24 protein-coding genes are annotated in these 25,206 nt (G+C 73.1%); 12 read left to right on the top strand and 12 right to left on the bottom strand.

The genetic code is table 11. The features are described from left to right. Window positions 1-29 precede the first annotated feature (29 nt). The 3 genes from ACFV18_RS25850 to ACFV18_RS25840 form a co-directional block, all read right to left on the bottom strand. A complete protein-coding gene (locus tag ACFV18_RS25850) occupies window positions 30-1,727 on the bottom strand; it encodes a phospho-sugar mutase (protein ID WP_380487049.1) in 1,698 nt (565 codons plus the stop codon). 150 nt (window positions 1,728-1,877) lie between these two features. Beyond that, window positions 1,878-2,708, bottom strand: coding sequence for a purine-nucleoside phosphorylase (locus ACFV18_RS25845; protein WP_380487047.1), 831 nt, complete (start codon window positions 2,706-2,708; stop codon window positions 1,878-1,880). A gap of 168 nt (window positions 2,709-2,876) precedes the next feature. Next, a complete protein-coding gene (locus ACFV18_RS25840) occupies window positions 2,877-3,314 on the bottom strand; it encodes a gamma-glutamylcyclotransferase (protein WP_100587284.1) in 438 nt (145 codons plus the stop codon). A gap of 119 nt (window positions 3,315-3,433) precedes the next feature. Here ACFV18_RS25840 and ACFV18_RS25835 point away from each other — a divergent pair, with 119 nt between their 5' ends. Then, window positions 3,434-4,888 (top strand): NAD(P)H-quinone dehydrogenase, encoded by a 1,455-nt coding sequence (locus tag ACFV18_RS25835; RefSeq protein ID WP_380487045.1) that lies wholly within the window; start codon window positions 3,434-3,436, stop codon window positions 4,886-4,888. Between the two features lie 198 nt (window positions 4,889-5,086). After that, window positions 5,087-6,001: a DeoR/GlpR family DNA-binding transcription regulator gene (locus ACFV18_RS25830; protein WP_380487146.1), complete on the top strand. Its 915-nt coding sequence runs from the start codon at window positions 5,087-5,089 to the stop codon at window positions 5,999-6,001. 241 nt (window positions 6,002-6,242) lie between these two features. Here the strand turns inward: ACFV18_RS25830 and ACFV18_RS25825 are convergent, their stop codons facing one another. Both ACFV18_RS25825 and ACFV18_RS25820 read right to left on the bottom strand, forming a co-directional pair. Beyond that, window positions 6,243-8,012 (bottom strand): acetyl/propionyl/methylcrotonyl-CoA carboxylase subunit alpha, encoded by a 1,770-nt coding sequence (locus ACFV18_RS25825; RefSeq protein ID WP_380487043.1) that lies wholly within the window; start codon window positions 8,010-8,012, stop codon window positions 6,243-6,245. A gap of 231 nt (window positions 8,013-8,243) precedes the next feature. Then, on the bottom strand, window positions 8,244-8,996 hold the full coding sequence (locus ACFV18_RS25820) for a hypothetical protein (protein WP_380487041.1): 753 nt from the start codon (window positions 8,994-8,996) through the stop codon (window positions 8,244-8,246). Between the two features lie 247 nt (window positions 8,997-9,243). Between ACFV18_RS25820 and ACFV18_RS25815 the strand changes: the two genes are divergently transcribed. Then, the gene (locus ACFV18_RS25815) at window positions 9,244-9,996 is read left to right on the top strand and encodes a hypothetical protein (protein WP_380487039.1); all 753 of its coding nucleotides are present in this window, start codon (window positions 9,244-9,246) and stop codon (window positions 9,994-9,996) included. 9 nt (window positions 9,997-10,005) lie between these two features. On the opposite strand, the gene ACFV18_RS25810 is transcribed toward ACFV18_RS25815, so the two are convergent. Continuing rightward, complete coding sequence (locus ACFV18_RS25810; RefSeq protein ID WP_380487037.1) at window positions 10,006-10,617, bottom strand: Maf family protein; 612 nt, start codon at window positions 10,615-10,617, stop codon at window positions 10,006-10,008. Window positions 10,618-10,627: 10 nt separating this feature from the next. Continuing rightward, window positions 10,628-10,762: a morphogenic membrane protein MmpB gene (mmpB, locus tag ACFV18_RS25805; RefSeq protein WP_380487035.1), complete on the bottom strand. Its 135-nt coding sequence runs from the start codon at window positions 10,760-10,762 to the stop codon at window positions 10,628-10,630. A gap of 246 nt (window positions 10,763-11,008) precedes the next feature. Between mmpB and ACFV18_RS25800 the strand changes: the two genes are divergently transcribed. Then, window positions 11,009-11,428: a DoxX family protein gene (locus ACFV18_RS25800; protein ID WP_380487033.1), complete on the top strand. Its 420-nt coding sequence runs from the start codon at window positions 11,009-11,011 to the stop codon at window positions 11,426-11,428. 191 nt (window positions 11,429-11,619) lie between these two features. Here the strand turns inward: ACFV18_RS25800 and ACFV18_RS25795 are convergent, their stop codons facing one another. From ACFV18_RS25795 to ACFV18_RS25780, 4 genes are all read right to left on the bottom strand, one after another. Next, the gene (locus ACFV18_RS25795; protein WP_380487031.1) at window positions 11,620-13,380 is read right to left on the bottom strand and encodes a diguanylate cyclase domain-containing protein; all 1,761 of its coding nucleotides are present in this window, start codon (window positions 13,378-13,380) and stop codon (window positions 11,620-11,622) included. Between the two features lie 282 nt (window positions 13,381-13,662). Next, a complete protein-coding gene (locus tag ACFV18_RS25790) occupies window positions 13,663-14,754 on the bottom strand; it encodes an adenylate/guanylate cyclase domain-containing protein (RefSeq protein WP_380487029.1) in 1,092 nt (363 codons plus the stop codon). Between the two features lie 185 nt (window positions 14,755-14,939). Next, window positions 14,940-15,836: a biotin--[acetyl-CoA-carboxylase] ligase gene (locus tag ACFV18_RS25785; RefSeq protein WP_380487027.1), complete on the bottom strand. Its 897-nt coding sequence runs from the start codon at window positions 15,834-15,836 to the stop codon at window positions 14,940-14,942. 87 nt (window positions 15,837-15,923) lie between these two features. Further along, window positions 15,924-16,301 carry a nuclear transport factor 2 family protein gene (locus ACFV18_RS25780; RefSeq protein ID WP_380487025.1) on the bottom strand — a complete coding sequence of 126 codons (378 nt, stop codon included), beginning with the start codon at window positions 16,299-16,301 and terminating at the stop codon, window positions 15,924-15,926. A gap of 241 nt (window positions 16,302-16,542) precedes the next feature. Here ACFV18_RS25780 and ACFV18_RS25775 point away from each other — a divergent pair, with 241 nt between their 5' ends. Together ACFV18_RS25775 and ACFV18_RS25770 are read left to right on the top strand one after the other, a co-directional pair. Then, window positions 16,543-18,132: an acyl-CoA carboxylase subunit beta gene (locus tag ACFV18_RS25775; RefSeq protein WP_380487024.1), complete on the top strand. Its 1,590-nt coding sequence runs from the start codon at window positions 16,543-16,545 to the stop codon at window positions 18,130-18,132. A gap of 21 nt (window positions 18,133-18,153) precedes the next feature. Then, a complete protein-coding gene (locus tag ACFV18_RS25770) occupies window positions 18,154-18,354 on the top strand; it encodes an acyl-CoA carboxylase subunit epsilon (protein ID WP_380487022.1) in 201 nt (66 codons plus the stop codon). Window positions 18,355-18,358: 4 nt separating this feature from the next. Here ACFV18_RS25770 and fdhD read toward each other — a convergent pair whose 3' ends face one another. Then, complete coding sequence (gene fdhD / locus ACFV18_RS25765) at window positions 18,359-19,189, bottom strand: formate dehydrogenase accessory sulfurtransferase FdhD (RefSeq protein ID WP_380487020.1); 831 nt, start codon at window positions 19,187-19,189, stop codon at window positions 18,359-18,361. 91 nt (window positions 19,190-19,280) lie between these two features. Between fdhD and hutH the strand changes: the two genes are divergently transcribed. The 6 genes from hutH to hutU all read left to right on the top strand — a co-directional run bounded on the left by hutH (window position 19,281) and on the right by hutU (window position 25,203). After that, entirely contained in the window at window positions 19,281-20,849 is a 1,569-nt protein-coding gene (gene hutH / locus ACFV18_RS25760) for a histidine ammonia-lyase (protein ID WP_380487019.1), read from the top strand. A gap of 152 nt (window positions 20,850-21,001) precedes the next feature. Further along, window positions 21,002-21,874, top strand: coding sequence for a MurR/RpiR family transcriptional regulator (locus tag ACFV18_RS25755; RefSeq protein WP_380487017.1), 873 nt, complete (start codon window positions 21,002-21,004; stop codon window positions 21,872-21,874). A gap of 137 nt (window positions 21,875-22,011) precedes the next feature. Next, window positions 22,012-22,377, top strand: a complete 366-nt coding sequence (locus ACFV18_RS25750) for a hypothetical protein (protein ID WP_380487016.1) — start codon at window positions 22,012-22,014, stop codon at window positions 22,375-22,377. Window positions 22,378-22,425: 48 nt separating this feature from the next. Beyond that, a complete protein-coding gene (locus ACFV18_RS25745) occupies window positions 22,426-23,004 on the top strand; it encodes a hypothetical protein (RefSeq protein ID WP_380487014.1) in 579 nt (192 codons plus the stop codon). Between the two features lie 89 nt (window positions 23,005-23,093). Continuing rightward, complete coding sequence (locus ACFV18_RS25740) at window positions 23,094-23,423, top strand: SHOCT domain-containing protein (RefSeq protein ID WP_380487012.1); 330 nt, start codon at window positions 23,094-23,096, stop codon at window positions 23,421-23,423. A gap of 94 nt (window positions 23,424-23,517) precedes the next feature. Then, the gene (gene hutU, locus ACFV18_RS25735; RefSeq protein WP_380487010.1) at window positions 23,518-25,203 is read left to right on the top strand and encodes a urocanate hydratase; all 1,686 of its coding nucleotides are present in this window, start codon (window positions 23,518-23,520) and stop codon (window positions 25,201-25,203) included. Window positions 25,204-25,206 lie beyond the last annotated feature (3 nt).

Raw genomic sequence — 25,206 nt, 5'->3', positions numbered from 1 at the left:
CCGGGCCCCTTCGCGGAGGTGACGAATGGTCAGGCGAGGCCGGCGGCTGCCGCCAGGTCCTGCTTGATGGTGGTCAGCAGGGCGTGCGCCTGTTCGCGGGCGGCCGGGAGGTCGTCGCGGGTGGCGACCGGGAGGACGACCTCCAGGTAGCACTTGAGCTTGGGCTCGGTGCCGGAGGGGCGGACCACGATGCGGGCCGAGGTGACGGTGGGGCCGGTGAGGTAGTAGCGGAGGCCGTCGGTCGGGGGGAGGTCGGGGGTGCCCGCGGTGAGGTCGTCGGCCTGGGTGACGGTGAGGCCGGCGAGGGTGACGGGGGGCTTGTCGCGGAGGGTGCGCATGGCGTCGGTGATGACGGTGAGGTCCTCGACGCGGACCGAGAGCTGGTCGGTGGCGTGCAGACCGTGGGCGAGGGCGAGGTCGTCGAGCAGGTCGGTGAGGGTGCGGCCGTCGCGCCCCAGGCCGGCGGCGAGTTCGGCGATCTGGAGGGCGGCGGTGATGCCGTCCTTGTCGCGGACGCCGTCGGGGTCGACGCAGTAGCCGAGGGCTTCCTCGTAGCCGTAGCGGATGCCCTCGGCGCGGGAGATCCACTTGAAGCCGGTGAGGGTCTCCGCGTAGCCGAGGCCGGCCGACGCGGCGATCTTGCCGAGCAGGGTGGAGGAGACGATGGTGGTGGCGAAGACGCCGCTCGCGCCCTTGGCGGCGAGGGCCGCGCCGAGCAGGGCGCCGACCTCGTCGCCGCGCAGCATCCGCCAGTCGCCGTCGGGGGTGGGGACGGCGACGGCGCAGCGGTCGGCGTCGGGGTCGTTGGCGATGACCAGGTCGGGGCGGGCGGCGCGGGCGGTGGCGAAGGCCAGGTCCATCGCGCCGGGCTCTTCCGGGTTGGGGAAGGCGACGGTGGGGAAGTCCGGGTCGGGCTCGGCCTGTTCGGCGACCACGGTGGGCGCCGGGAAGCCGGCGCGTTCGAACGCGGCGAGCAGCACGTCGCGGCCGACGCCGTGCAGCGGGGTGTAGGCGGTGGTGAGCGAGCGGGGCCCGTCGGTCTCCAGGACGGAGACGGCGCGGTCGAGGTAGGCGTCCAGGACGTCCTCGCCGAGGACCTCCCATCCTTCGGTGGCACGCGGCACGGAGGCGAGCGCGCCGAGCGCGTCGATCTCGGCGGCGATGTCGGCGTCGGCGGGCGGGACGATCTGCGAGCCGTCGCCCAGGTAGACCTTGTAGCCGTTGTCCTGCGGCGGGTTGTGGCTGGCGGTGACGACCACGCCGGCCGCCGCGCCCAGGTGCCGGATGGCGTACGCGAGGACGGGGGTGGGCAGCGCCCGGGGCAGGATCGCGGCGCGCAGGCCGGCGCCGACCACGACGGCGGCGGTGTCGAGGGCGAAGTCGTACGACTTGTGGCGGGCGTCGTAGCCGATCACCACCAGGTCGCCGAGCGCGGGGTTGTTGCGGACGTACGCGGCGAGGCCGGCGGCGGCGCGGATCACCACGGCGCGGTTCATCCGCATCGGGCCGGCGCCGAGTTCGCCGCGCAGGCCGGCGGTGCCGAACTGGAGCCGCCCGTCGAAGCGTTCGGCCAGCCGCGACCAGGCGATCCGCTCCTCGGCCTCGGCCTCCGGGCCCTCGGCGGCGGCCAGCAGCGCGGCCAGCTCCTCGCGGGTCTGCGGGTCGGGGTCCTCGGCCAGCCAGGCACGGGCCCGGTCGAGGAGGTCGGTGGTGGGTGCCTTCGGCATGCGGCCCGCTCCCTGTACGTGGGTGGAAGGAGTGTCAGTGCTGCGGCGAACTGAGCGAGGCGGCCACCGAACCTGCCGATGGCCGCCGTCCTGCGCCGATTCTCTGTCAGAGGTGCTGCGCTGTCCGGGAGTTGTCTCCCGGGCGGGGTGTCAGATGCGCTCCAGGACCTTCGCCAGCAGGGCGCCCATCCGTTCGGCGGAGGCCTTGCCGGCCTCCAGCACCTCGGCGTGGTTGAGCGGCTCGCCGGTGATGCCCGCGGCCAGGTTGGTGACCAGCGAGATGCCGAGCACCTCGGCGCCGGCCTCGCGGGCGGCGATGGCCTCCAGGGTGGTGGACATGCCGACCAGTTCGCCGCCGAGCACCCGGGCCATGTTGACCTCGGCCGGGGTCTCGTAGTGCGGGCCGCGGAACTGCACGTACACGGCCTCGTCCAGCGACGGGTCGACCTCGCGGCACAGCGCGCGCAGGCGCTTGGAGTACAGGTCGGTGAGGTCGACGAAGTTGGCGCCGACGATCGGGGAGTCCGCGGTCAGGTTGATGTGGTCGCTGATCAGCACCGGCTGGCCGGGCGTCCAGCCCTGGCGCAGGCCGCCGCAGCCGTTGGTGAGCACGATGGTCTTGCAGCCCGCCGCGGCGGCGGTGCGCACGCCGTGCACCACGGTGGCCACGCCGTGGCCCTCGTAGTAGTGGTTGCGGCCGAGGAAGACCAGCGCCCGGCGCTCGCCGTCGCCGGGCATCCGCACCGAGCGGATGGTGCCGGCGTGGCCGGCCACCGCGGGGGCGGGGAAGCCGGGCAGCTCGGTGACCGGGAACTCGGCGAGCGTCTCACCGAGGGCATCGGCGGCCGGCACCCAGCCGGAGCCCATCACCAGGGCGACGTCGTGGCGTTCGGCGCCGGTGAGTTCGCGCAGCCGGTCGGCGGCTTCCCGGGCGGCGGCGTAGGGGTCGGCGGAGACGACCGTCTGAGGAGATGCGTTCACGGGGTCGAGGATAGGTCACATCTGCCTACGCGCGTAGACAACTGGCCCGAGCCATGCCGGATCGTTACCCGGAATGCACGGAACGCCAGTATTCGTCCCGGCCCGGCGCAGCGGGCAGTGGAGGTTGCGTCGGCCGAGCTCCCGGCCGGGGCAGCCGCGGAGGCGCGGTCAGCAGGGGCGGTGGCGCAGGTCCAGCACGTAGTCGTCGGGGGCGCCGGCGCTCTCCGCGGCGTCCGCGATCAGGCCGAGGTAGCGGGCGGCGGGCAGGCCGCCCTCGTAGTCGTTCAGCACGTACGTCCACACCGCGACTTCACCGTCCAGGGTCTGCGCGCGCAGCTTCACCTTGCGGTAGATGCCGAGCTGCACGCCCTCCCAGCGGTCCAGGCCGTCCTCGTCCATCGGGGCGACGTCGTACAGCGAGACGAAGACCTGCTCCTTCTCGTCCTCCACCACGGTGGCCAGCGAGCCCTCCCAGCCCAGCTGCTCGCCGCCGAAGGTCAGCCGCCAGCCGGGCAGCCAGCCGGAGCCGCGCAGCGGGGAGTGCGGGGCGCGGCGGCTCATCTGCCGGGCGTCGAGGTTGGTGGCGTAGGCGGCATAGAGCGACATGACCGCCAGCCTACGGGAGCGGCCCGCCGGCGGCCCGCGTCCCTACCCGGGGGATCGGCCCGGGCGCAAGGGTCGTCAACAACGGCCCCGGCGTGGAATCCGTTCCGGGGTGCGGGACAATGGAGCACGTGACTCGGATCGTGATCATCGGTGGCGGACCAGGCGGATACGAGGCGGCCCTCGTGGCCGCCCAGCTCGGCGCGGAGGTGACCGTCGTCGATCGCGACGGTCTGGGCGGATCGGCGGTGCTGACGGACTGCGTGCCGTCCAAGACGCTGATCGCCACCGCCGAGGTGATGACTACCTTCGACAGCTCGTACGAGGAACTCGGCATCCTGGTCGCGGACGGCACGCCGGACGCCGCCGACCCGGCCCGGGTGGTCGGGGTGGACCTCGGCAAGGTGAACCGACGGGTGAAGCGGCTGGCGATCGCCCAGTCGCACGACATCACCCAGGCCGTGACCCGGGCCGGCGTCACCGTGCTGCGCGGCCGCGGCCGGCTGGGCGGCGGCGGGCAGGCCATCGACGGCTCCCGCGAGGTGCTGGTCGACCACGCCGACGGCAGCGTGGAGGTGCTGCGGGCCGACGCGGTGCTGATCGCCACCGGCGTGCGCCCGCGCGAACTCCCCGACGCCCAGCCGGACGGCGAGCGGATCCTGGCCTGGACGCAGGTGTACGACCTGGAGGAGCTGCCGCGCGAGCTGATCGTGGTCGGCTCCGGCGTCACCGGCGCCGAGTTCGCCGGTGCCTACCAGGCGCTGGGCTCGAACGTCACGCTGGTCTCCTCGCGCGACCGGGTGCTGCCGGGCGAGGACCCGGACGCCGCCGAGGTGTTGGAGGACGTGTTCCGTCGCCGGGGCATGAACGTGATGAGCCGCAGCCGGGCGGAGAGCGCCAAGCGGATCGGCGACCGGGTCGAGGTGACGCTGTCCGACGGCAAGGTGATCACCGGTACGCACTGTCTGATGGCGGTCGGCTCCATCCCCAACACCGCGGACCTGGGCCTGGAGGAGGCCGGCGTCGCGGTCAACGACTGGGGCCAGATCAAGGTGGACCGGGTCTCCCGCACCTCCGCCCCCGGCGTGTACGCGGCCGGTGACTGCACCGGCGTGTTCATGCTGGCCTCGGTGGCCGCCATGCAGGGCCGGATCGCCATGTACCACGCGCTCGGCGACGCGGTGCAGCCGCTGAACCTGAAGACCGTGGCGTCCAACGTGTTCACCGACCCGGAGATCGCCACCGTCGGCTACACCCACGCCGACGTGTCCTGCGGAAAGATGGACGCGGTCGAGATCAAGCTCCCGTTGCGCGGCAACCCGCGGGCCAAGATGCAGGGCATCCGGGACGGCTTCGTGAAGCTGTTCGCCCGCCCCGGCACCGGCATCGTGGTGGGCGGTGTGGTGGTCGCGCCGCGCGCCTCCGAGCTGATCCACTCCATCTCGCTGGCGGTGGACAACAACCTGACGGTCGAGCAGGTGGCCAACACCTTCACCGTCTACCCGTCGCTGTCCGGCTCCACCGCCGAGGCGGCCCGTCAGCTGCACATTCGCAAGCGCGAGGGCGCCGGTTCCTGAGGCTCCACCGGCTCGTTCGGGCCGAGCCGGGCGCACGCCGCCCGGCTCACCCGCCCGGCGGAGCGCGCATTGTACGGTCGTGCGCCGCTCCCAGGTGAGCAAATCCAGTTACCAGGTGCAAACGCCTGAAAGCAGACGGTCACTCGGGTTACCGTCGGTTCTGTGTTTGCTGCAGAACGTCGCCAGTTGATCCTTGAGATGGTGCGCGCCAACGGAGCCGTGTCGCTCCGAGAGCTGGCCCGCGTCGTCCAGACCTCCGAAGTCACCGTCCGCCGGGACGTCCGGGCGCTGGAGGCCGAAGGGCTGCTCGACCGCCGGCACGGCGGCGCGGTGCTCCCCGGCGGCTTCAGCCGGGAGCCCGGCTATCCGCAGAAAACCCACCTCGCCGCGGCCGAGAAGAGCGTCATCGCCGATCTCGCCGCGGGCCTGGTCGAGGAGGGCGACGCCATCGTGGTCGGCGCCGGCACCACCACCCAGGAACTGGCCCGCCGGCTCGCCCGGGTGCCCGGGCTGACGGTGGTCACCAACTCGCTGCTGGTCGCCCAGGCGCTGGCGCACGCCAACCGCGTCGAGGTGGTGATGACGGGCGGCACCCTGCGCGGCTCCAACTACGCGCTGGTGGGCAGCGGCGCCGAACAGTCGCTGGCCGGGCTGCGGGTCACCAAGGCCTTCATCTCCGGCAGCGGGCTGACCGCCGAGCGCGGCCTGTCCACCGCCAACATGCTCTCCGCCAGCGTCGACCGGGCCCTGGTGCAGTCCGCCAACGAGGTGATCGTCCTCGCCGACCACACCAAGCTCGGCGCGGACAGCATGTTCCAGACCGTCGCCACCGACGGGATCACCCGGCTGGTCACCGACGAGCACACCGCCGCCGAGGAGCTGACGGCCCGCGAACTCGACGCGCTCGCCGACCGGGGGGTGCAGGTCTCGGTGGCCGCGCTCGGGCTGCTCGCCGAGGCCTCGGCGGCGCATCCGCAGCCGTCCCCGGCGGTGCCGCGCCGTCCCGTCCCGCCGCCCGGCCTGGCCCCCGGCACCCCGCTGCCCGGCCAGCGCCGTCCTGCCCCGCACGGGCCGCTGCCGGTCGCCACTCGGCTCGCCGAGCGCATCCGCTGACCGCTTCCGGCCGGGCGGCCACCGCGCTCCGGCCGCCCGGACCGCCCCGCTCGTAGCGTCCGGCCCCATCGACGCAGTGAGTGAACGGCTCGACCGGCGGGTGCGGCCCCGCGACCTGGGGGCAGCGGGCCGTCCGCACCGCGCCGGTCGAGCCGGGGAGTCGGCGCCGGACGCGGCCGAGCGGCCGAACATGCCGAAGGGCGGCGGGAGTTCGTGAACTCCCGCCGCCCTCCTGGACGGATCAGACGTCCTTGATCTCGCAGAGCGCGGCGCCACTGGAGACCGACTGGCCGACCTCGGCCTTCAGGCCGACCACGGTGCCCGCCTTGTGGGCGTTCAGCGGCTGCTCCATCTTCATCGCCTCCAGGACCACGATCAGCTCGCCCTCGGCGACCACCTGGCCCTCCTCGACGGCGACCTTGACGATGGTGCCCTGCATCGGCGAGGCCAGGGTGTCGCCGGAGACCGCGGAGGCGGCCTTCTTGGCACCCACCCGGCGCTTCGCCTTGCCCGCGCCGGCGGCCGGGGCCGAGGCGACGCCCAGCGAGGACGGCAGCGACACCTCGATGCGCTTGCCGCCGACCTCGACCACCACGGTCTCGCGGCCCTCGGGCTCCTCGCCGTCGCCGCCGGCGCCGGTGAACGCCGGGATGGTGTTGTCGAACTCGGTCTCGATCCAGCGGGTGTAGACCTGGAACGGGCCCTCGGAGCCGTGCACCTCGGGGGCGAACGCCGGGTCGGTGACCACGGCCTGGTGGAACGGGATGGCGGTGGCCATGCCCTCCACCTTGAACTCCTCCAGGGCGCGCTTGGCACGCTGCAGGGCCTGCTTGCGGTCGGTGCCGGTGACGATCAGCTTGGCCAGCAGCGAGTCCCAGGCCGGGCCGATGACCGAGCCGGACTCCACGCCGGCGTCCAGGCGCACGCCCGGGCCGGACGGCGGGGCGAACAGCGTCACGGTGCCGGGCGCGGGCAGGAAGTTGCGGCCCGGGTCCTCGCCGTTGATCCGGAACTCGAAGGAGTGGCCGCGGACCTCCGGGTCGTCGTAGCCGAGCTCCTCGCCGTCGGCGATCCGGAACATCTCGCGGACCAGGTCGATGCCGGTGACCTCCTCGGACACCGGGTGCTCGACCTGGAGGCGGGTGTTGACCTCCAGGAAGGAGATCAGGCCGTCCTGGGAGACCAGGAACTCGCAGGTGCCGGCGCCGACGTAGCCCGCCTCGCGCAGGATCGCCTTGGACGCCCGGTACAGCTCCGCGTTCTGCTCGGCCGTCAGGAACGGCGCGGGGGCCTCCTCGACCAGCTTCTGGTGGCGGCGCTGCAGCGAACAGTCACGGGTCGAGACGACCACCACGTTGCCGTGCTGGTCGGCCAGGCACTGGGTCTCCACGTGCCGCGGCTTGTCCAGGTACTGCTCGACGAAGCACTCGCCGCGGCCGAACGCGGCCACCGCCTCGCGCACCGCCGACTCGTACAGCTCCGGGATCTCCTCCAGCGTGCGGGCGACCTTCAGGCCGCGGCCGCCGCCGCCGAACGCCGCCTTGATGGCGACCGGCAGGCCGTGCTCCGACGCGAACGCGACCACCTCCTCGGCACCCGACACCGGGTCGGCGGTACCCGCCACCAGCGGGGCGCCCGCGCGCTGCGCCACGTGCCGGGCGGTGACCTTGTCGCCCAGGTCGCGGATCGCCTGCGGCGGCGGGCCGATCCAGGTCAGGCCGGCGTCGATCACGGCCTGCGCGAACTCGGCGTTCTCGGACAGGAAGCCGTAGCCGGGGTGGATCGCGTCCGCGCCCGAATCGGCGGCCGCCTTCAGGACCTTCGCGATGTCCAGGTAGCTGCTCGCGGGGGTGTCGCCGCCCAGCGCGTACGCCTCGTCGGCCGCCCGCACGTGCAGCGCGTCCCGGTCCGGCTCGGCATACACGGCGACACTCGCGATACCGGCATCCCGGCACGCCCGGGCGACGCGGACAGCGATTTCGCCGCGATTGGCGATGAGCACCTTGCGCACTGTGGCTCCCTTCTCGAACCTCGTCGAGTCTATGGATTGGAGGGCGCTACCGGCGAGTAGTCCCTGGTGGTGAGCGTGCTCACACGCTCGGGTTTCCCGACTTCCGTACGGACGGCGGCGGTTGGCGACGCGCCGCAGGTCGCGGGGCGCGCGGGGGCCGCTCGGGTGTCGCTCGGTGCCGCGCGGAAAAATATGGTGGACCGGGTGGCCTCAGCCACACCGGAGCATGGTTCAAGCGGCCGCCGACTGCGGCGGGGCGGTCGCCTCGGCGGTCACGTCCGCCTCGAACTCGACCACGTCCGGGCCGTACGCCCGGGCGTTGACCACCCGCAGCACCACCGCGAACGCCCCGTCCGGGCCGTGCCGGCGGGCCAGCGAGCGGTGGTGGGCGGCCAGGTAGCGCACCGCCGCGTGGTTGGAGACCGCGGTCTGACCGGCGATCAGGAACACCGGCCGGCTGCCCGGCCGCAGGTGTATTCGGGCCAGCAGCACGTACGCCGTCCCGCCCGGCTGCTCGGCGGGCGTCCGGAACGCGAACTCACGCTCCCCGACCAGCAGCGTGCGCACCGGATGCCCGGCGCCGTCCGGCGGGGCGACGAACACCGCGCCGGGCAGCCAGGACGCCAGATGCGCACCCGTCCGCCCGTTGCTCTCCGGACCGCCCACGCAGAACTCGGGCTTGTCGCCCAGCCCCTGACGCACCTCGTCGTGCGAGGTCAGTACCGGCCGGGCCCCGCACTCGCGGACCAGTGCGGCCAGTTCCATCAGCGCGTACACGTCGTCACGGGCCACGCTGTGCGGATCGGCCGAGGAGACCTGCCGGTTGGCGACCAGCAGCGCCTCGCCGCCGGACTGCAGCCCGAAGAACGCGCGCTCCCGCTCCAGCCGGCGCCGGCGGCGCACCGTCTGCGCCAGCCAGCCCAGGCCGGCGCTGATCGCCGAAGCGACCAGTCCCAGCACGACGTTGAGCACACCATCGGTCATTTTCCGCTTCCCAACGCCCCTTTCCGGTCCGGCTCGCCAGCCTAACGGCGGCCCACCCGCCCAAGGGGTGGAACTGTGCAACAGATGTACGGCCCCGGTTCTGTCCGATTCCGCACCTTGCGAACCGGAATCCGGTCACTCTCTTCGCCGGCCGACATAACGGAATGGTTCAGACCATTGACCGGTTCCGGGGCTGTCCCTAGCGTCGCAGCCACCACCACAAATCCGAAGATTTCACGGGGGAATCGTGAAGCGTCCCATGCTGCCCGTCGCACTCACCACGGCCGCCCTGATGCTCACCGCCTGTTCCAGCAGCGGCAGTTCGACCAAGGCCGCGGCCACGCCGGAGCCCAGTGCCGCGACCTACGGTTGCCTGACGAAGGCGCAGGCGGCAAAGGGTTCCTTCGCCCTCGACGCGGGCACCGCGGGCGGCACCGAGCTGGACGCCTACTACCAGGACTCCGACGCCGGCCGGGCGAGGACCGGGCTGATCCTCTCCCACCAGCTGAACGGCTCGCTGTGCGAATGGGCGTCCGTGTTCGCCGACTTCACCAAGGCCGGGTATGCCGTGCTGGCCTTCACCACCGAGGGCGACGTCACCGAGGGCATCAAGGCCGCCGCCGGAAAGCTCAAGGAGAAGGGCGTCACCAACATCGCCCTGATCGGCGCCTCCAAGGGCGCCGCCGCCTCACTGGTCGCCGCCAAGCTGGACAGCCCGCTGCCGGTCAAGGCCGTGGTCTCGCTCAGCTCGCCCGAGGTGTTCAGCCAGTTCAACGCGGCGCTCGCGGTCACGTCGGTGAAGATCCCGACCTACTTCGCCGCCGAGGAACTGGACGCCCCGTTCAACGCCAACGCCAAGGCGCTGTACGAGGCCTCGGTGGCCGAGGACAAGCAGCTGAAGATCTACCCCGGCGGCAACCACGGCGCCCCGCTGCTCAAGGACGGCGCCCTGCCCGACGTCCAGGCCTACCTGGCCAAGCACGCGCCCGCGGCGGGCTGAGCAGTCCGCTCAGGCCCAGAGGTCGGTGATCCGCACGTCCAGCTCGGCGAGCAGGTGGCGCAGCAGTGGCAGCGACAGGCCGATCACATTGCCGGGGTCGCCGTCGATCCCCTCCACGAACGGTGCGGAGCGGCCGTCCAGGGTGAACGCCCCGGCCACGTGCAGCGGTTCGCCGGAGGCGACGTAGGCGGCGACCTCGGCGTCGTCCGGGGTGCCGAACCGGACGGTGGTGGAGGCCGTCGCCTGCGCCTGCCGACCGGTGGCGGTGTCGATCACGCAGTGGCCGGTGCGCAGCACGCCCGCGCGGCCGCGCATCGACCGCCAGCGCGCGATCGCCTCGTCGGCGTCGGCGGGCTTGCCGAGCGCCTGGCCGTCCAGTTCCAGCACCGAGTCGCAGCCGATCACGATCGGCGGCTCACCGGGCTCGGCGGCCAGCTCGCCGGCGATCTTTCCGGCCTTCGCCACCGCGAGCACCAGCGCGAGCTCGCCGGGCGTCGGCGCGGACAGCGCGTCCTCGTCCACCCCGCTCACCCGCACCTGCGGATCCAGGCCCGCCTGCCGCAACAGGCCCAGCCGGGCGGGGGAGGCGGACGCGAGAACGAGCGGGCGGCGAGCGGTCATGCGCCCCAGCCTAGCCGTGCCGGGCCAGCACCAGCACCGTGGCGATCATGGCCAGCGCCGCCAGCACCACCGCCGTGCGGCGCAGTCTGCGCTGCACTTCGCGGGCCTCGGGTGACGGCTCGTCGCGGGGGTCTGACCAGAGCATTCGTTCAGCCTGCAACGGGCGGGCGGCGCGGCGCCTGAGTATCCGTACTCAGTCCGGGGACGGGCGATGGTTCGGACGCCCGCTTGACGCCGGGCCTCCGGCCCCCTGCAATGGAGCCACTGACTTGTCCGGTTCATGATCGGCGCCGTGCGGGGCGCCGAATTCCCCCCACGAACCCATGGCAGGTCAACTCCCGGTCAGGGCACGCACAGCAGACCACCCCACTGGTTCCGGCTGAGGAGTCCCATGTCCGATCTCGTCACCACCGCAAGAGCCGCCACCGACGCGGCCCGCCCGCACTTCGTCGCGCTCTACCGGGCCGTCACCGGCCTGCTGTTCGCCTGCCACGGCGCCGCCTCCCTGTTCGGCGTCCTCGGCGGAGCGCACGGCGGCGGCACCGTCCCCACCGGCAGCTGGCCCGGCTGGTACGCCGCCGTCATCCAACTCGCCTGCGGCGCACTCGTCCTGCTCGGCATCGGAACCCGGGCCGCCGCGCTGGTCGCCTCCGGCTCGATGGCCTACGCGTACTTCACCGTCCACCAGCAGAACGCGCTCTTCCCGCTCCAGAACGGCGGCGAGCCCGCGGTGCTCTTCTGCTGGGCCTTCCTGCTCATCGCTGCGCTCGGGCCGGGCAGCTTCGCGCTCGGACGCAAGTTCGCTCGCTGAGCAGGTGAGGGCGAGGACAGGGGCGCGTGGAACTGCGCGACAAGCGCCGACGCAACGGTCAGGTCGCGATCAATGGCAAGTCATTGCCGGCGCCGCGATCTTGCGGGGGCCTTCCGCTTCGCGCAGGGCCCCGCGCCCCTGAAGTCGCACCCCCGCAGGTCCCCCCGCGCCCCTCGCCGCATCCACTCGCGTCAGGGCGGTGGCGGGGAGCACGGACCCGAGAGGGCCACCGCGACCAGGGCGCGGAGGGCGGGGGCGATTTGGCCGAGGGGGAGGGTGGACTCGTCGGCGAAGAGTTCCAGGAGCCAGCCGCCCGCAGGGTTCGCGCCGCCGGCTGCGACCATCGCGCGGTAGCCGGAGACCACCATGACGGCCTCTTCCGAGGGGTCGTTGCCCGGGGCGCCGACCCGCAGGGCGAACGAGCCGCCGGTCACTGCCTTGCCGGTCAGTGGGTAGTGCCGCAGGTCGAACACCGCGTCCGGGGCCTCGATCTGGGCCCGCTGGGTCCGGGCCCGCGCCGAGGCCGGGCCGCCCGTCATCCGGTACACGGCGTGCCGGGCGGTGCGCATCAGGGGGGAGCCCGGCGGTACGTACGACACCCACCAGCCGACGGCGTTGAGCAGCCGCGAGGCGGTCTCCGCGACCACCGACAGCCGCCCCAGGGTGTCGGCCGGGTGCGTCACCGCGCCCTGGACTCCGCCCTGGTCCAGCGCCGCCAGCACCGCGGCCAGCAGCTGCCCCGGGTCCGCGCTGTGCGCCGAGCCCCGGAACCGTCGCCGGTCGCCGTTCGGCCGCCCGGTCGGTGCGCGCCGGCTGTCCGCGAGCTGCACCACCGGGTCCGGCGCGAATCCCGGCCCGTGGGCCCGCCCCGCCACCACCGGGTGGGCCGCCCGGGCGGCCTTCGCCCGGTACTGGGCGGCATCGGCCAGCCGGAACAGCCGGTCCGCCGTGGTCACCGGGCCGATCGAGTCCCCGGTCGAGGCGATTCCGCAGGCCACGCCCTCGCCGTCCGTCAACTCCAGTGCGCGGGCGCACAGTTCCTCCGCGACCGCGACCACCTCGTCCGCGGACCGGCCCTCCGTGAGCAGGCAGAACTCGTCCCCGCCGAGCCGCGCCGCGAGGCTGCCCGGCAGCTTCGCCGCCGACAGCGACAGCTGGTGCGCGAACCGCTCCAGCAGCCGGTCGCCCATCTCGTGGCCCAACTGGTCGTTGACCCGTTTCAGCCCGTTCACGTCGCACACCACCAGCGACACCACCACGCCGTCCCGGGTGTGCGCCTTCAACGCCTCCTCCAGCCGGGCATCCACCGCGCGACGGTTCGCCAGGCCGGTCAGCGCGTCCGTGAACGCCAGCCGGCGCAGATCGGCGACCCGCTCGGTCTGCGCGAGGCCCGCCGCGATCTGCGCGGCCAGCAGGGTCGCGTACTCGGCGTCGGCGTCGGTGAACACCGGCATCCCGATCCCGCGCGCCAGGTACAGCTCGCCCCACGCCTGGCCGTGCAGCACGATCGGCGCGACCAGGCAGCAGCCCCGGCCCCGCCGCCGCAAGCCTGCGGCGCGCGAGCGGCAGAACGCGCCGGAGGCCGGGAGCGGGTGCCCGGCGTGCGGGCCCAGATCGTCCGCCGTCTGCACCCACGCCCTCGGGAGCCGGCCGGTGGTCCAGTGCTCCTCCAGGTACGTCACGATCTCCGGGAAGTCCGCGACCGGGTACGACTCGTCCTCGGGCAGCTCCTCCTCGCCCGGCGCGAGTTCCCCGTGATTCACCAGCACCCGCAACCGGCCCGACTCGCGGTCCCACACCGAGACCGCCGCCATCGTCGCCCCCAACGCGGACGTCGCCCGCGCGGCCGCCGCGCGCACCGCCTCCAGCGGCGTCATCGCCCCGGCCATCGCCTGCGCGAGCTCCACCACCGCCTGCAACCGCGAGTCCGGCGCCGCAACCTGCTCACTCATCGTCGCCACATACCCTCCCGCAAGGACCGTTCGTTCCAGCCTATGGCGATATGGGGGGATTTCGGCGGAATGGGGGATGGAGGTGCGAGATGCAGGCGGGCGCGAAACCGGGGGCGCGGGGAACTGCGCGACAAGCGCAAAGCCCGTCCGCAAGGTCGCGATCAAGTGCAGGTCATTGTCCTGCGTCGCGATCTTGCGGTTTGGTGCGTTCCCCTTCGCGCAGTTCCCCGCGCCCCTGTTTGCGCACCCGCTCGCGCCCTTGGCTGTGCTCTCCTTGCCTGCTCAGCCGGCGGCGGTAGGCGTGCGCGTCAGGAGCCAGGGTTCGACCAGGCCGAGGCCGCGGACCGGGCGGCGCCACATGGGCTGGAGATGGAAGCGGTGGCCGGGTGCAGGGGGCCCCTCGGGAAGAGTCGCGGAGCCGTTGTGTTCCAGCGCCGTCGCGAGTTCCCCGTCGACCAGGACGGCGTCCTTGGGGGCGATGGAGGTGAGGCGGGAGGCCAGGTTGACGGTGGTGCCGAAGACGTCGCCCATGCGGGAGGTGACGGTGCCGAAGGCCATGCCGACGCGCAGGGCGGGCATGTTGTCCTCCTTGGCGAGGGTTTCGACCAGGGACAGGGCGATCTCGGCGACGGTGGCCGGGTCCTCGGAGACGAAGAGGATCTCGTCGCCCAGGGTCTTGACGACGCGTCCGCCTTGGCCGGCGATCAGGTCGGAGCAGGTGTTCTCGAAGCCTTCGACGAGTTCGCCGAGTTCCTCTTCCTCCAGGCGGCGGGAGAGCCGGGTGAAGCCGACCAGGTCGGCGAAGGCGACGGCGAGGCGGCCGGAGGTGGTCTCGTGGTCCTCGGCGGCCTGGACGACCCGGCCGGTGACGGCGGCGAGCTGGCGGCGCCAGACGTACACCAGGAACTGTTCCAGCTCGGGGAGGAGCAGTTCGACCAGGGGGTAGGCGACGTCGGAGCGGGTGAGGCCGGGTTCGACGGGCTGGGTGAGGTTGTCCAGGAAGGTGTCCATCTGCCAGCCGGCCAGCCTCGCGGTGGTCTGGCCGGTGGAGCGGGCGACCTGGATCGCCATGGGTTCGCTGAGCAGCCCGGACTCGATCAGGCCGGCCAGGCGGCGCAGCGCGATCACGTCGTTGTCGTTGAGGGCGCGGGACTGGCCGATGTCGGGGAAGCCCATGGCGCGCCAGAAACGGGTGGCGAGGTCCATCGGGACTTCGGCGGCGCGCGCGGCCTGGTACGGGGTGTACTTGCGCGGCGCGTCGAGGATGAGCCGCTCCAGGTCGGTTGCGACGGTGGTCTCGTCCGTCCCGTCGTGCGCGTCGGCGGGAGTGCCGCCGTTGCCGGAGCCCGTGGTGGCGCCGCCGTTGTCTGTCACCGGTCCGTCCCCGTGCGTTCGCGCACTTGTGTCTTGCCGTCCTCGGGGTTCGGGTACGCGACCACCGCAGGGGGTAGTGGCGAGCCTCACACCGCTGCCAGGTGGAATGTTCGCACGGAATCGCGTAATCCGGGGCATCCGCCCGGCAGCCGGTCCGAGGGTTCCGCAGGGTGAGACCGGGCCGGTCAGCTCTGCGGGCGGACGTGCACCACGTCGCCGGCGGCGACGGCGTGCCGGGTGCCGTCGGGGGTGCGGACCACCAGCCGGCCGTCGCCGTCGATGGCCACCGCGTCGCCCAGCAGCTCGCGTTCGCCGGGGAGTTGGACCTTCACGGGGCGGTTCAGGGTGGTGCAGCGGGCGGTGTACGCGGGCAGCAGTCCGCTGGCGTGCGGGTCGCCCGCGGCGGCCGTCCACTCGCCGTACAGCTCGGCGAACTCGCGGAGCAGGGCGCGCAGCAGGGTCGCCCGGTCGGTGGTCTCGGCGCCCGCGAGGGTGAGCGAGGTGGCGGTGGGGACGGGCAGTTCGGCTTGGCGCAGTGAGACGTTCAGGCCGAGGCCGGCGATCACGGCGCCGCCGGAGAGTTCGGTGAGGATGCCGCCGAGCTTGCGTTCCTGCCCGTCGGTCTCGGCCTGCAGGTCGTTGGGCCACTTCAGGCCGGTGGGGACGCCGGCGATCCGGTCGAGGGTGGCGGAGGCGGCGGTGCCGATCAGGATCGGCAGCCAGCCGTAGCGTTCCATCGGCACGCCTTGCGGGCGCAGCAGGACCGACAGGAACAGTCCGGAGCGGGGCGGCGCCGTCCAGCGGCGGTCGAGCCGGCCGCGGGCGGCGCTCTGCGACTCGGCGATCAGCACCGCGCCCTCGGGTGCGCCGTTCTTGGCGCGGGCAGCCAGGTCGGAGTTGGTGGAGCCGGTCTCGCTCACCACATCGAGTGAGGTCCACAGCGCGCCGGGGCGCAGCAGGTCGAGCCGCAGCGCCGCCTCGTCGAGCGGGGGGCGGTCCAGGTCGGTCCACGGGGACGGGCCGCCGTGGCCGAAGCCGCGCAGTCCGGAGCGGCGGGGGCGGGGGCTCTCGGGTGTGCTCACCCGGCCCACCCTAGTGCGGCGACCGCGCCGGTCCGCGGTCGTGACGGTCGGATGCGCGGTGGCGTCCGTTCGACCGCCGGGGGCGGCTCAAGGGGCGGACGGCTCGATCTCCCCCGCGAAGACGATGACCTGGTCGATGAGGCTCCGCCGCAGGTGGACGACGTCCGTTCCGGCCAGGCGGGGGCCTCCGTCCGGGGTGGTGAAGACCCACTGGTACCGGGCCCACTCGCCCGGCATGTCCACCGCCGAGCAGCGTGCCATGGTGCCGGTCCCCGCCGGGTGGTGCCGGATGTCCAGCACGAACCGTTCGACCGCCGCGATTCCTTCGCTGCGACCCAGCGGCCCCCAGAAGACCACGTCCGAGGTCAGGGCCTGGGAGAGCAGGGCAGTCACATAGCTGTCGTCCGAGGCGTTGAACGCGGAGATGAACGTGTCGATCGCGGAGCGTGCCGTCTCTTCCTCCATGCCCCAGTAATACCAGCCGTTGCGCGTGCGCTTGTCCCGGTCGCGGCACCGGCCGGGGATGCCAACGGCCGCACGCCGCATTATCGTCCCGCAAACCGGGCAGTGGCACGATGTGTCGATGGCCATAGGCGCACAGGCCCCCGGGCTGGCTACGCTACGCAACGGTAGACCGCAGCGCCGCCCTGCCCGTAACCCTCCACGCCCCGGGCCGGCGGCCGAGGACGCAGGGAGAGCCACCGCAATGGCCGAGGCACCGCACGACCCGCACACCACCGCCGGAAAGCTCGCCGACCTGCGCCGGCGGATCGACGAGGCGGTGCACTCCGGTTCCGCCGCGGCGGTCGAGAAGCAGCACGCCAAGGGCAAGCTGACGGCCCGCGAGCGGATCCTGGAACTGCTGGACGAGGACTCGTTCGTGGAGTTCGACGAGTTCGCCCGGCACCGTTCGACCAACTTCGGCCAGGAGAAGAACCGGCCGTACGGCGACGGCGTGGTCACCGGCTACGGCACCGTGGACGGGCGCCAGATCGCGGTGTTCGCCCAGGACTTCACGGTGTTCGGCGGTTCGCTGGGCGAGGTGTTCGGCGAGAAGATCGTCAAGGTGATGGACTTCGCGCTGAAGACCGGCTGCCCGATGATCGGCATCAACGACTCCGGCGGCGCCCGGATCCAGGAGGGCGTGGTCTCGCTCGGCCTGTACGGCGAGATCTTCCGCCGCAATGTGCACGCCTCGGGTGTGATCCCGCAGATCTCGCTGATCATGGGCCCGTGCGCGGGCGGCGCGGTGTACTCGCCGGCGGTCACCGACTTCGTGGTGATGGCCGACAAGACCTCGCACATGTTCATCACCGGCCCGGACGTGATCAAGACCGTCACCGGCGAGACCGTGGACATGGAGGAGCTGGGCGGCGCCCGCACCCACAACACCAAGTCCGGCAACGCGCACTACCTGGCCGCCGACGAGAAGGAGGCCATCGAGTACGTCAAGAGCCTGCTGTCGTACCTGCCGTCCAACAACCTGAGCGACCCGCCGGCCTACCCCGAGCAGGCCGACCTGACGATCACCGACGAGGACCTCGAACTCGACAGCATCGTCCCGGACTCGGCGAACCAGCCGTACGACATCCGCCACGTGATCGAGCGCGTGCTGGACGACGGGGACTTCCTGGAGGTCCAGCCGCTGTACGCGGGCAACATCGTGGTCGGCTTCGGCCGGGTCGAGGGCCACCCGGTGGGCGTGGTCGGCAACCAGCCGATGGACCTGGCCGGCTGCCTGGACATCGCCGCCAGCGAGAAGGCCGCCCGCTTCGTGCGCACCTGCGACGCGTTCAACATCCCGGTGCTGACCTTCGTCGACGTGCCCGGCTTCCTGCCCGGCACCGGCCAGGAGTGGGACGGCATCATCCGCCGCGGCGCGAAGCTGATCTTCGCCTACGCGGAGGCCACCGTCCCGCTGATCACCGTGATCACCCGCAAGGCGTTCGGCGGCGCGTACGACGTGATGGGCTCCAAGCACCTGGGCGCGGACATCAACCTGGCCTGGCCGACCGCGCAGATCGCGGTGATGGGCGCGCAGGGCGCCGTCAACATCCTGCACCGCCGGGAGATCGCCGCCGCCGAGGCCGAGGGACGCGGCGAGGAGCGCCGGGCCGAACTGCTCGCCTCGTACGAGGACACCCTGCTCAACCCGTACCTGGCCGCCGAGCGCGGCTACGTCGACGCGGTCATCGCGCCCAGCGAGACCCGCAGGCACATCGTCCGCGGGCTGCGGGCGCTGCGCGGCAAGCGGGAGGCGCTGCCGCCGAAGAAGCACGGCAACATCCCGCTGTAGCAGAAGGGTTCACCTCGCGACATGACTCCCATCCAGGTGCTGCACGGGCAGCCGACCCCCGAGGAGCTGGCCACCGTCCTGGCGGTGGTCCAAGCCCGGGCCGCCGCCGGGGCCAGGGCGGCCTCCGCGAGCGGCCCGGCCACCGCGTGGACCAGCCGCACTCCCCGTCCCGTCCCCGCGCCCGGGCCGCACTCCTGGCGCACCAGCCTCTGGCCGCGCTGAGGCCTCACCCGTGCGGGTCGGCGACGATCCGGTCCGCACGGGTGTAGACGTTCGCGGTGCGCCCGCGCAGGAAGCCGACCAGGGTGAGACCGAGCTCCTCGGCCAGGTCCACGGCCAGCGAGGACGGCGCGGAGACCGCCGCCAGCAGCGGCACCCCGGCCAGCGCCGCCTTCTGGGTCAGCTCGAAGGAGGCCCGGCCGGAGACCAGCAGGACGTGCCCGCGCAGCGGCAGCAGGCCCTCGCGCAGCGCCCAGCCGACCACCTTGTCCACCGCGTTGTGCCGCCCGACGTCCTCGCGGGCGCACAGCAGGGTGCCGTCCGCGGTGAACAGCGCGGCGGCGTGCAGGCCGCCGGTGGACTCGAAGGTGCGCTGGGCGGCGCGCAGCCGCTCCGGCAGGGCGTACAGCACCTCCGGGTCGAGCGTCAGCGGGTCGGCGGAGACGTCCCAGCGGCTGCGGGTGCGCACCGCGTCCACGGTGTCGCGCCCGCACAGGCCGCAGGCGCTGGTGGTCAGCAGGTTGCGGTGCGCGGACAGTGCCGGGCGGGCGCCGCGGACGGTGGCGTCGACCACGTTGTAGCTGTTGGCGCCGTCCGCGTCCGTCCCGGCGCAGTAGCGCAGCGCGGCGAGCTCCTCGGTGGCGCCGACCAGACCCTCGCCGACCAGGAAGCCCGCCACCAGGTCGAAGTCCTGCCCGGGCGTGCGCATCGTGACGGTCAGCGCCTCGCCGCCGACCCGGATCTCCAGCGGCTCCTCCGCCGCCAGGCTGTCGGGCCGCGCCCCTCGTTCGTCGCCGCGCAGCCGCACCACTCGCCGCCGTACCGTTGCCCGTGCCATCCCTGTCGCACCTCCGCGGGCCAGTCAACCATCCGGGGGCCGTGGCGCCGATTGCTTGTCATATCCGCATTCACCTGATGAGAATGTGCATATGGATATGCACAGTGTCGTCGTCCAGGTCGGCAAGGCCGACGTCAGCGCCGAGGATGTCCTCGCCGTCGCCCGGGGCGGGGCGCAGGTGGAGCTCGGGCCGGACGCGCTCGCCGAGATGGCCGCCGCCCGGGCCCGGATCGACGCCCTCGCCGCCGAACCCCGCCCGGTGTACGGGGTCTCCACCGGCTTCGGCGCGCTGGCGGTGCGTCACATCAGCCCCGAACTGCGGGCCCAGCTCCAGCGTTCGCTGGTGCGCTCGCACGCCGCCGGCATGGGCCCGGTGGTGGAGACCGAGGTGGTCCGGGCGCTGATGTTCCTGCGGATGAAGACGCTGGCCTCCGGCCGCACCGGCGTGCGCCCGCTGGTCGCCGAGACCATGGCCGCCCTGCTGAACGCCCACATCACCCCCGTCGTCCGGGAGTTCGGCTCGCTCGGCTGCTCCGGCGACCTCGCCCCGCTCTCCCACTGCGCGCTCGTCCTGATGGGCGAGGGCACCGCGTTCGGCCCCGACGGGCAGGAGAAGCCGGCCGCCGAACTGCTCGCCACCGCCGGCATCGCCCCCGTCGAACTGCTGGAGAAGGAGGGCCTGGCCCTCATCAACGGCACCGACGGCATGCTCGGCATGCTGGTGATGGCCCTCGCCGACCTCCAGCGCCTGTACACCACCGCCGACATCACCGCCGCGATGTCGCTGGAGGCGCTGCTCGGCACCGACAAGGTGCTCGCCCCCGAGCTGCACGCCCCGATCCGCCCGCACCCCGGCCAGGCCGCCGCCGCCGCCAACATGCTGGCCGTGCTGCGCGGCTCCGGCCTCACCGGCCACCACCGCGACGACGCGCCGCGGGTCCAGGACGCCTACTCGATCCGCTGCGCCCCGCAGGTGGCCGGCGCCGGCCGCGACACCCTGGCGCACGCCGCGCTGGTCGCCGACCGGGAACTCGCCGCGTCCGTCGACAACCCGGTGGTGCTGCCCGACGGCCGGGTCGAGTCCAACGGCAACTTCCACGGCGCGCCGGTCGCCTACGTGCTGGACTTCCTGGCGATCGCCGCCGCCGACCTGGCCTCGATCTCCGAGCGCCGCACCGACCGGTTGCTCGACCACGCCCGCTCGCACGGCCTGCCCGCGTTCCTCGCCGACGACCCGGGCGTGGACTCCGGCTTGATGATCGCCCAGTACACCCAGGCCGCGCTGGTCAGCGAGAACAAGCGGCTCGCGGTGCCCGCCTCGGTGGACTCCATCCCGTCCTCGGCGATGCAGGAGGACCACGTCTCGATGGGCTGGTCCGCGGCCCGCAAGCTGCGCCAGGCAGTGGCCAACCTCGGCCGCGTGCTGGCCGTCGAACTCGTCGCCTCCGCACGGGCGCTGGAGATACGGGATCAGGCCGCCGAGCAGCCCGGGGTGCTCGCCCCGGCGACCGCCGCCGCGGTCGCCGCCGCCCGCGGGGCCGGCGTCGGCGGGCCCGGCCGCGACCGCTTCCTCTCCCCGGACCTGGAGGCCGCCGCCGCGCTGGTCACCTCCGGCGCGCTGATCGAGGCCGTCGAGCGGGTGACCGGCCCGCTCGCCTGACGAAGCGCCACGGGACGGGCGCGCCGGATCACCCTCCGAACCCGCCCGTCCCGCCTGGCGGGACGACATTGCCCACCTGCCGGGACTGCGCCACAGTCGTTCCACCGCCGAAGCCACCGGCGAACGCCCAACCCAGCGTGGAGGTACCCGACATGCCCGCCCTTGACGAGACCGGAACCACCACCGGGCCCTCCGCCCGGCTGCTCCAGCTCTTCGAGGGCCACCGGCTGACACCCACCCAGCGGCGGATCGCCCACTCGCTGGTCCGGCACGCCACCGAGGCGCCGTTCCTGTCCAGCGTCGAGGTCGCCGAACTCGCCGGCGTCAGCCAGCCGTCCGTCACCCGGTTCGCCGTCGCGCTCGGCTACGACGGCTACCCGGCGCTGCGCAAGCAGCTGCGCGAACTCGGCGTCGGCGAGGCCGCCGCCCCCGAGAGCCACCACGAGGTGGTCCGCAACGAGCACCAGCAGGCCGTGCTCGCCGAGATCGCCCACCTGCGCCACCTCGCCGAACTGCTCGCCGACCCCGCGCCGATCGTCCGCGCCGCCCGGATCCTGGCCGCCTCCCGGCCACTGCCGGTGCTCGGCCTGCGCGCCGCCTCCGCCCAGGCCCGCGGCTTCTCCTACTTCGCCGCCAAGGTCCACCCCGACATCCGGCTGCTCGACGAGGGCGGCTCGATGCTCGCCGACCGCCTCGAACAGGCCGTCGCCGCCGGAGCGAGCGCCCTGCTCTGCTTCGCGCTGCCCCGCTACCCGCGCGAACTGATGGACGCCCTCACCGTCGCCCGCGACTGCGGACTGACCGTCCTGACCGTCGCCGACTCCGCGTTCGCCCCGGTCGCCAAGCTCTCCGACGTGATGCTGCCCGCCGCCGTCGGCACCGGCCTGGTCTTCGACACCGCCTGCGCCCCGATGATGCTCGGCCGGGTCCTGCTCCAGGCGATGTGCGACGAGATCCCCGGCGCGGAGGCCCGGCTGGAGGCCATCGAACAGTCCGCGACGGCACGTCAACTGTTCCTGGACTGACACCTGTTGTTCCCCCAATGACCCCCCTGCGCCGGGTTGACGACCCGCCGTGAGCGGGCATCTTCCTCGGTAGGGACTCGACAGGGACGAAGACAGCTTTGGACGGGGGAAGTCCAATGCCACCACCGATCCACCAGATGAGACTCACCGGACGGCTCGGCTCCGGCGCCGACGAATGGTCCTGCCCGCAGTGCGGCCGCCGCATCGCGCTGCGCCGCCCGCCGCACCCCGAACTCACCGTGCTCGACCCGGGCGACGAGGAAGCCGTCCACATCGGCGTCCTCGAACCCGGCGACCCGGCCGCCGAGGAGACCGCCGCCCGCTACGGCGTCGGCCCCGTCCAGCACGTCCCACGCCCACCGGCCCGCCCCGGCGACCCCCGCCCCGGTGAGCCGAACCCCGGTGAGCCGAATCCCGGTGAGCCGACCCCGCAGCCCGACGCGGAGGACCGCCGCTGGCTCGCCGAGATCGGCATCGACTGGGACGGCGACGCGGCGGCCTGACGGCGGGTCATGCGGCCCGCCCTAGGATGACCGGCGGGAGGGGGACCGATGCGCGGTTGGCTGGGCGGGCTGTTCGCGGCCGGTGGTGTGCTGGCGGTGGCCGCCGCGTGGTGGGGTATGTGGGAGGGCCGGTCCGGCGGCCGGATGGCGGTGGCCGACCTGCTCGACCGGCCGGTCGTGCTGGGCCTGACGGCCTTGGCGCTGTTCCTGGCCGCGTCGGCGGTGCTGCGGCGCAGCGGCCGGTGGGCGGTGGCGCTCGTGGGGATCGGGATGCTTGCCGTGCCGGCCTGCGCCCCGGCACTGTTCCACGGCGGCCGCGACCGCACCGTGGCGCACCGCGAGGCGGCGCCCGGCGGCGCGGACCGGGTGCTGCGGGTGCTGCACCAGGGCGGGTTCGGCATGGAGGCGGAGAGTCAGGGCTGGTACGTCGAGCTGGAGGACGGCTCCGGCTGGTCGGCCCGGCGGTGGCTGGTGTACGGCCAGGACGGGAAGTGGGCCGGCGAGGGCCTGTTCGCGGCCGCGGGCTGGGACGGTCCGGACCGGATCGTCGTCACCACCGACACCGGCACCCGGGTCTACGACGTCTCCGGCGGTGCGCCCGTGCTGCTCTCCGCCACCCCGGCCTGAGCTCCGAGCCGTCCCGGGCGCAGCCCCGGCGGGTGGGGCGCAGACTGGAGGCGGCGCACCCGTTCGGGTGCGGTGGCGGGTGATCGATCATGTATTGGCATCGCGGGTACTACCACCACGGCGGCTGGTCGTGGGTGCTGCCCGGGATCACGTTCATGCTGTTCGTGCTGCTGGTGATCGTTGTGCTGGTCGCGCTGTGGCGGGCGTCTTCGACGAACCGGACGGGCGGGACGACCGGCGGGCCGCGGTGGGGGAGTGCGCCGCAGGGGCGGGCGCCGGAGGCGGAGCGGGTGCTGGCCGAGCGGCTGGCCCGGGGCGAGATCGACGTCGAGGAGTACCGGCACCGGTTGGCGGCGCTGCGTGGTGAGCCCGGCGGGGACAGTCCACCGAGTGGACCGGACGAGCCGGGGAAGAGCTGAGCGCGGGCGCTCGAAACTCTGGTCAGCCCGATGTTGTTTGGATATATTCACTCTGCTTGATCGTGAATGAATCCATCCGCAAGGAGGCTGGTCCATGGCAGAGCAGGCGAGCGGCCCGCGCGAGGTGCGCGCGGCGCGGGGCACCGGGCTGAGCACGCAGGGCTGGCAGCAGGAGGCCGCCCTGCGGATGCTGATGAACAACCTCGACCCGGAGGTCGCCGAGCACCCGTCCAAGCTGGTGGTCTACGGCGGCACCGGCAAGGCCGCCCGTGACTGGCGTTCCTTCGACGCCATGGTGAAGACCCTGCAGGGCCTCAAGCAGGACGAGACCATGCTGGTCCAGTCCGGTCGGCCGGTCGGCGTGATGCAGACCCACGAGTGGGCGCCCCGGGTGCTGATCGCCAACTCCAACCTGGTCGGCGACTGGGCGAACTGGGAGGAGTTCCGCCGCCTGGAGTCGCTCGGCCTCACCATGTACGGCCAGATGACCGCCGGTTCGTGGATCTACATCGGCACCCAGGGCATCCTGCAGGGCACCTACGAGACCTTCGCGGCCGTCGCCAACAAGCGCTTCGGCGGCACGCTGGAAGGCACCATCACCCTCACCGCCGGCCTCGGCGGCATGGGCGGCGCCCAGCCGCTCGCCGTCACCATGAACGGCGGCGTGGCGATCTGCATCGACTGCGACCCGTCCCGGATCGCCCGCCGGATCGAGCACCGCTACCTCGACGTCGAGGCATCGAGCCTCGACCACGCGCTGCAGCTCGCCACCGAGGCCCGCGACAAGCGGCGGCCGCTCTCCATCGGCCTGCTCGGCAACGCCGCCGACCTGCTCCCGCAGCTGCTCGCGATGGACGCCCCGATCGACATCGTCACCGACCAGACCAGCGCCCACGACCCGCTGGCCTACCTGCCGACCGGCGTCGCCTTCGAGGACATGGCGACCTACGCGGCCGAGAAGCCCGCCGAGTTCACCCAGCGCGCCCGCGAGTCGATGGCCCGGCACGTGGAGGCCATGGTCGGCTTCCAGGACCGCGGCGCGGAGGTCTTCGACTACGGCAACTCGATCCGCGGCGAAGCCCAACTGGCCGGTTACGACCGGGCGTTCGCGTTCCCCGGCTTCGTCCCCGCGTACATCCGGCCGCTGTTCTGCGAGGGCAAGGGCCCGTTCCGCTGGGCCGCGCTGTCCGGCGACCCGAAGGACATCCACAAGACCGACAAGGCCGTCCTCGACCTGTTCCCGGAGAACGAGTCGCTGGCCCGCTGGATCAGGATGGCCCAGGAGAAGGTGCACTTCCAGGGCCTGCCCGCGCGGATCTGCTGGCTCGGCTACGGCGAGCGCGACAAGGCCGGCGAGCGGTTCAACGACATGGTCGCCAGCGGCGAGCTGTCCGCCCCGATCGTGATCGGCCGCGACCACCTGGACTGCGGCTCCGTCGCCTCCCCCTACCGGGAGACCGAGGCGATGCTCGACGGCTCCGACGCGATCGCCGACTGGCCGCTGCTCAACGCCATGGTCAACGTCGCCTCCGGCGCGTCCTGGGTGTCCATCCACCACGGCGGCGGCGTCGGCATCGGCCGCTCCATCCACGCCGGGCAGGTCACCGTCGCCGACGGCACCGCGCTGGCCGGCGAGAAGATCCGCCGCGTCCTCACCAACGACCCCGGCATGGGCGTCATCCGGCACGTGGACGCCGGCTACGACCGGGCTTCGGAGGTCGCCGCCGAGCGCGGGGTACACATCCCCATGAACCAGCACAGCCCGATGGCCGAGCTGTGACCG

The sequence above is a fragment of the Kitasatospora sp. NPDC059673 genome, from assembly GCF_042734215.1.
In the GTDB taxonomy this organism is placed as follows: Bacteria; Actinomycetota; Actinomycetes; order Streptomycetales; family Streptomycetaceae; genus Kitasatospora.
Note: the sequence above shows the minus strand (reverse complement) of the source record. Positions and strands in the feature narration are given on the sequence as shown.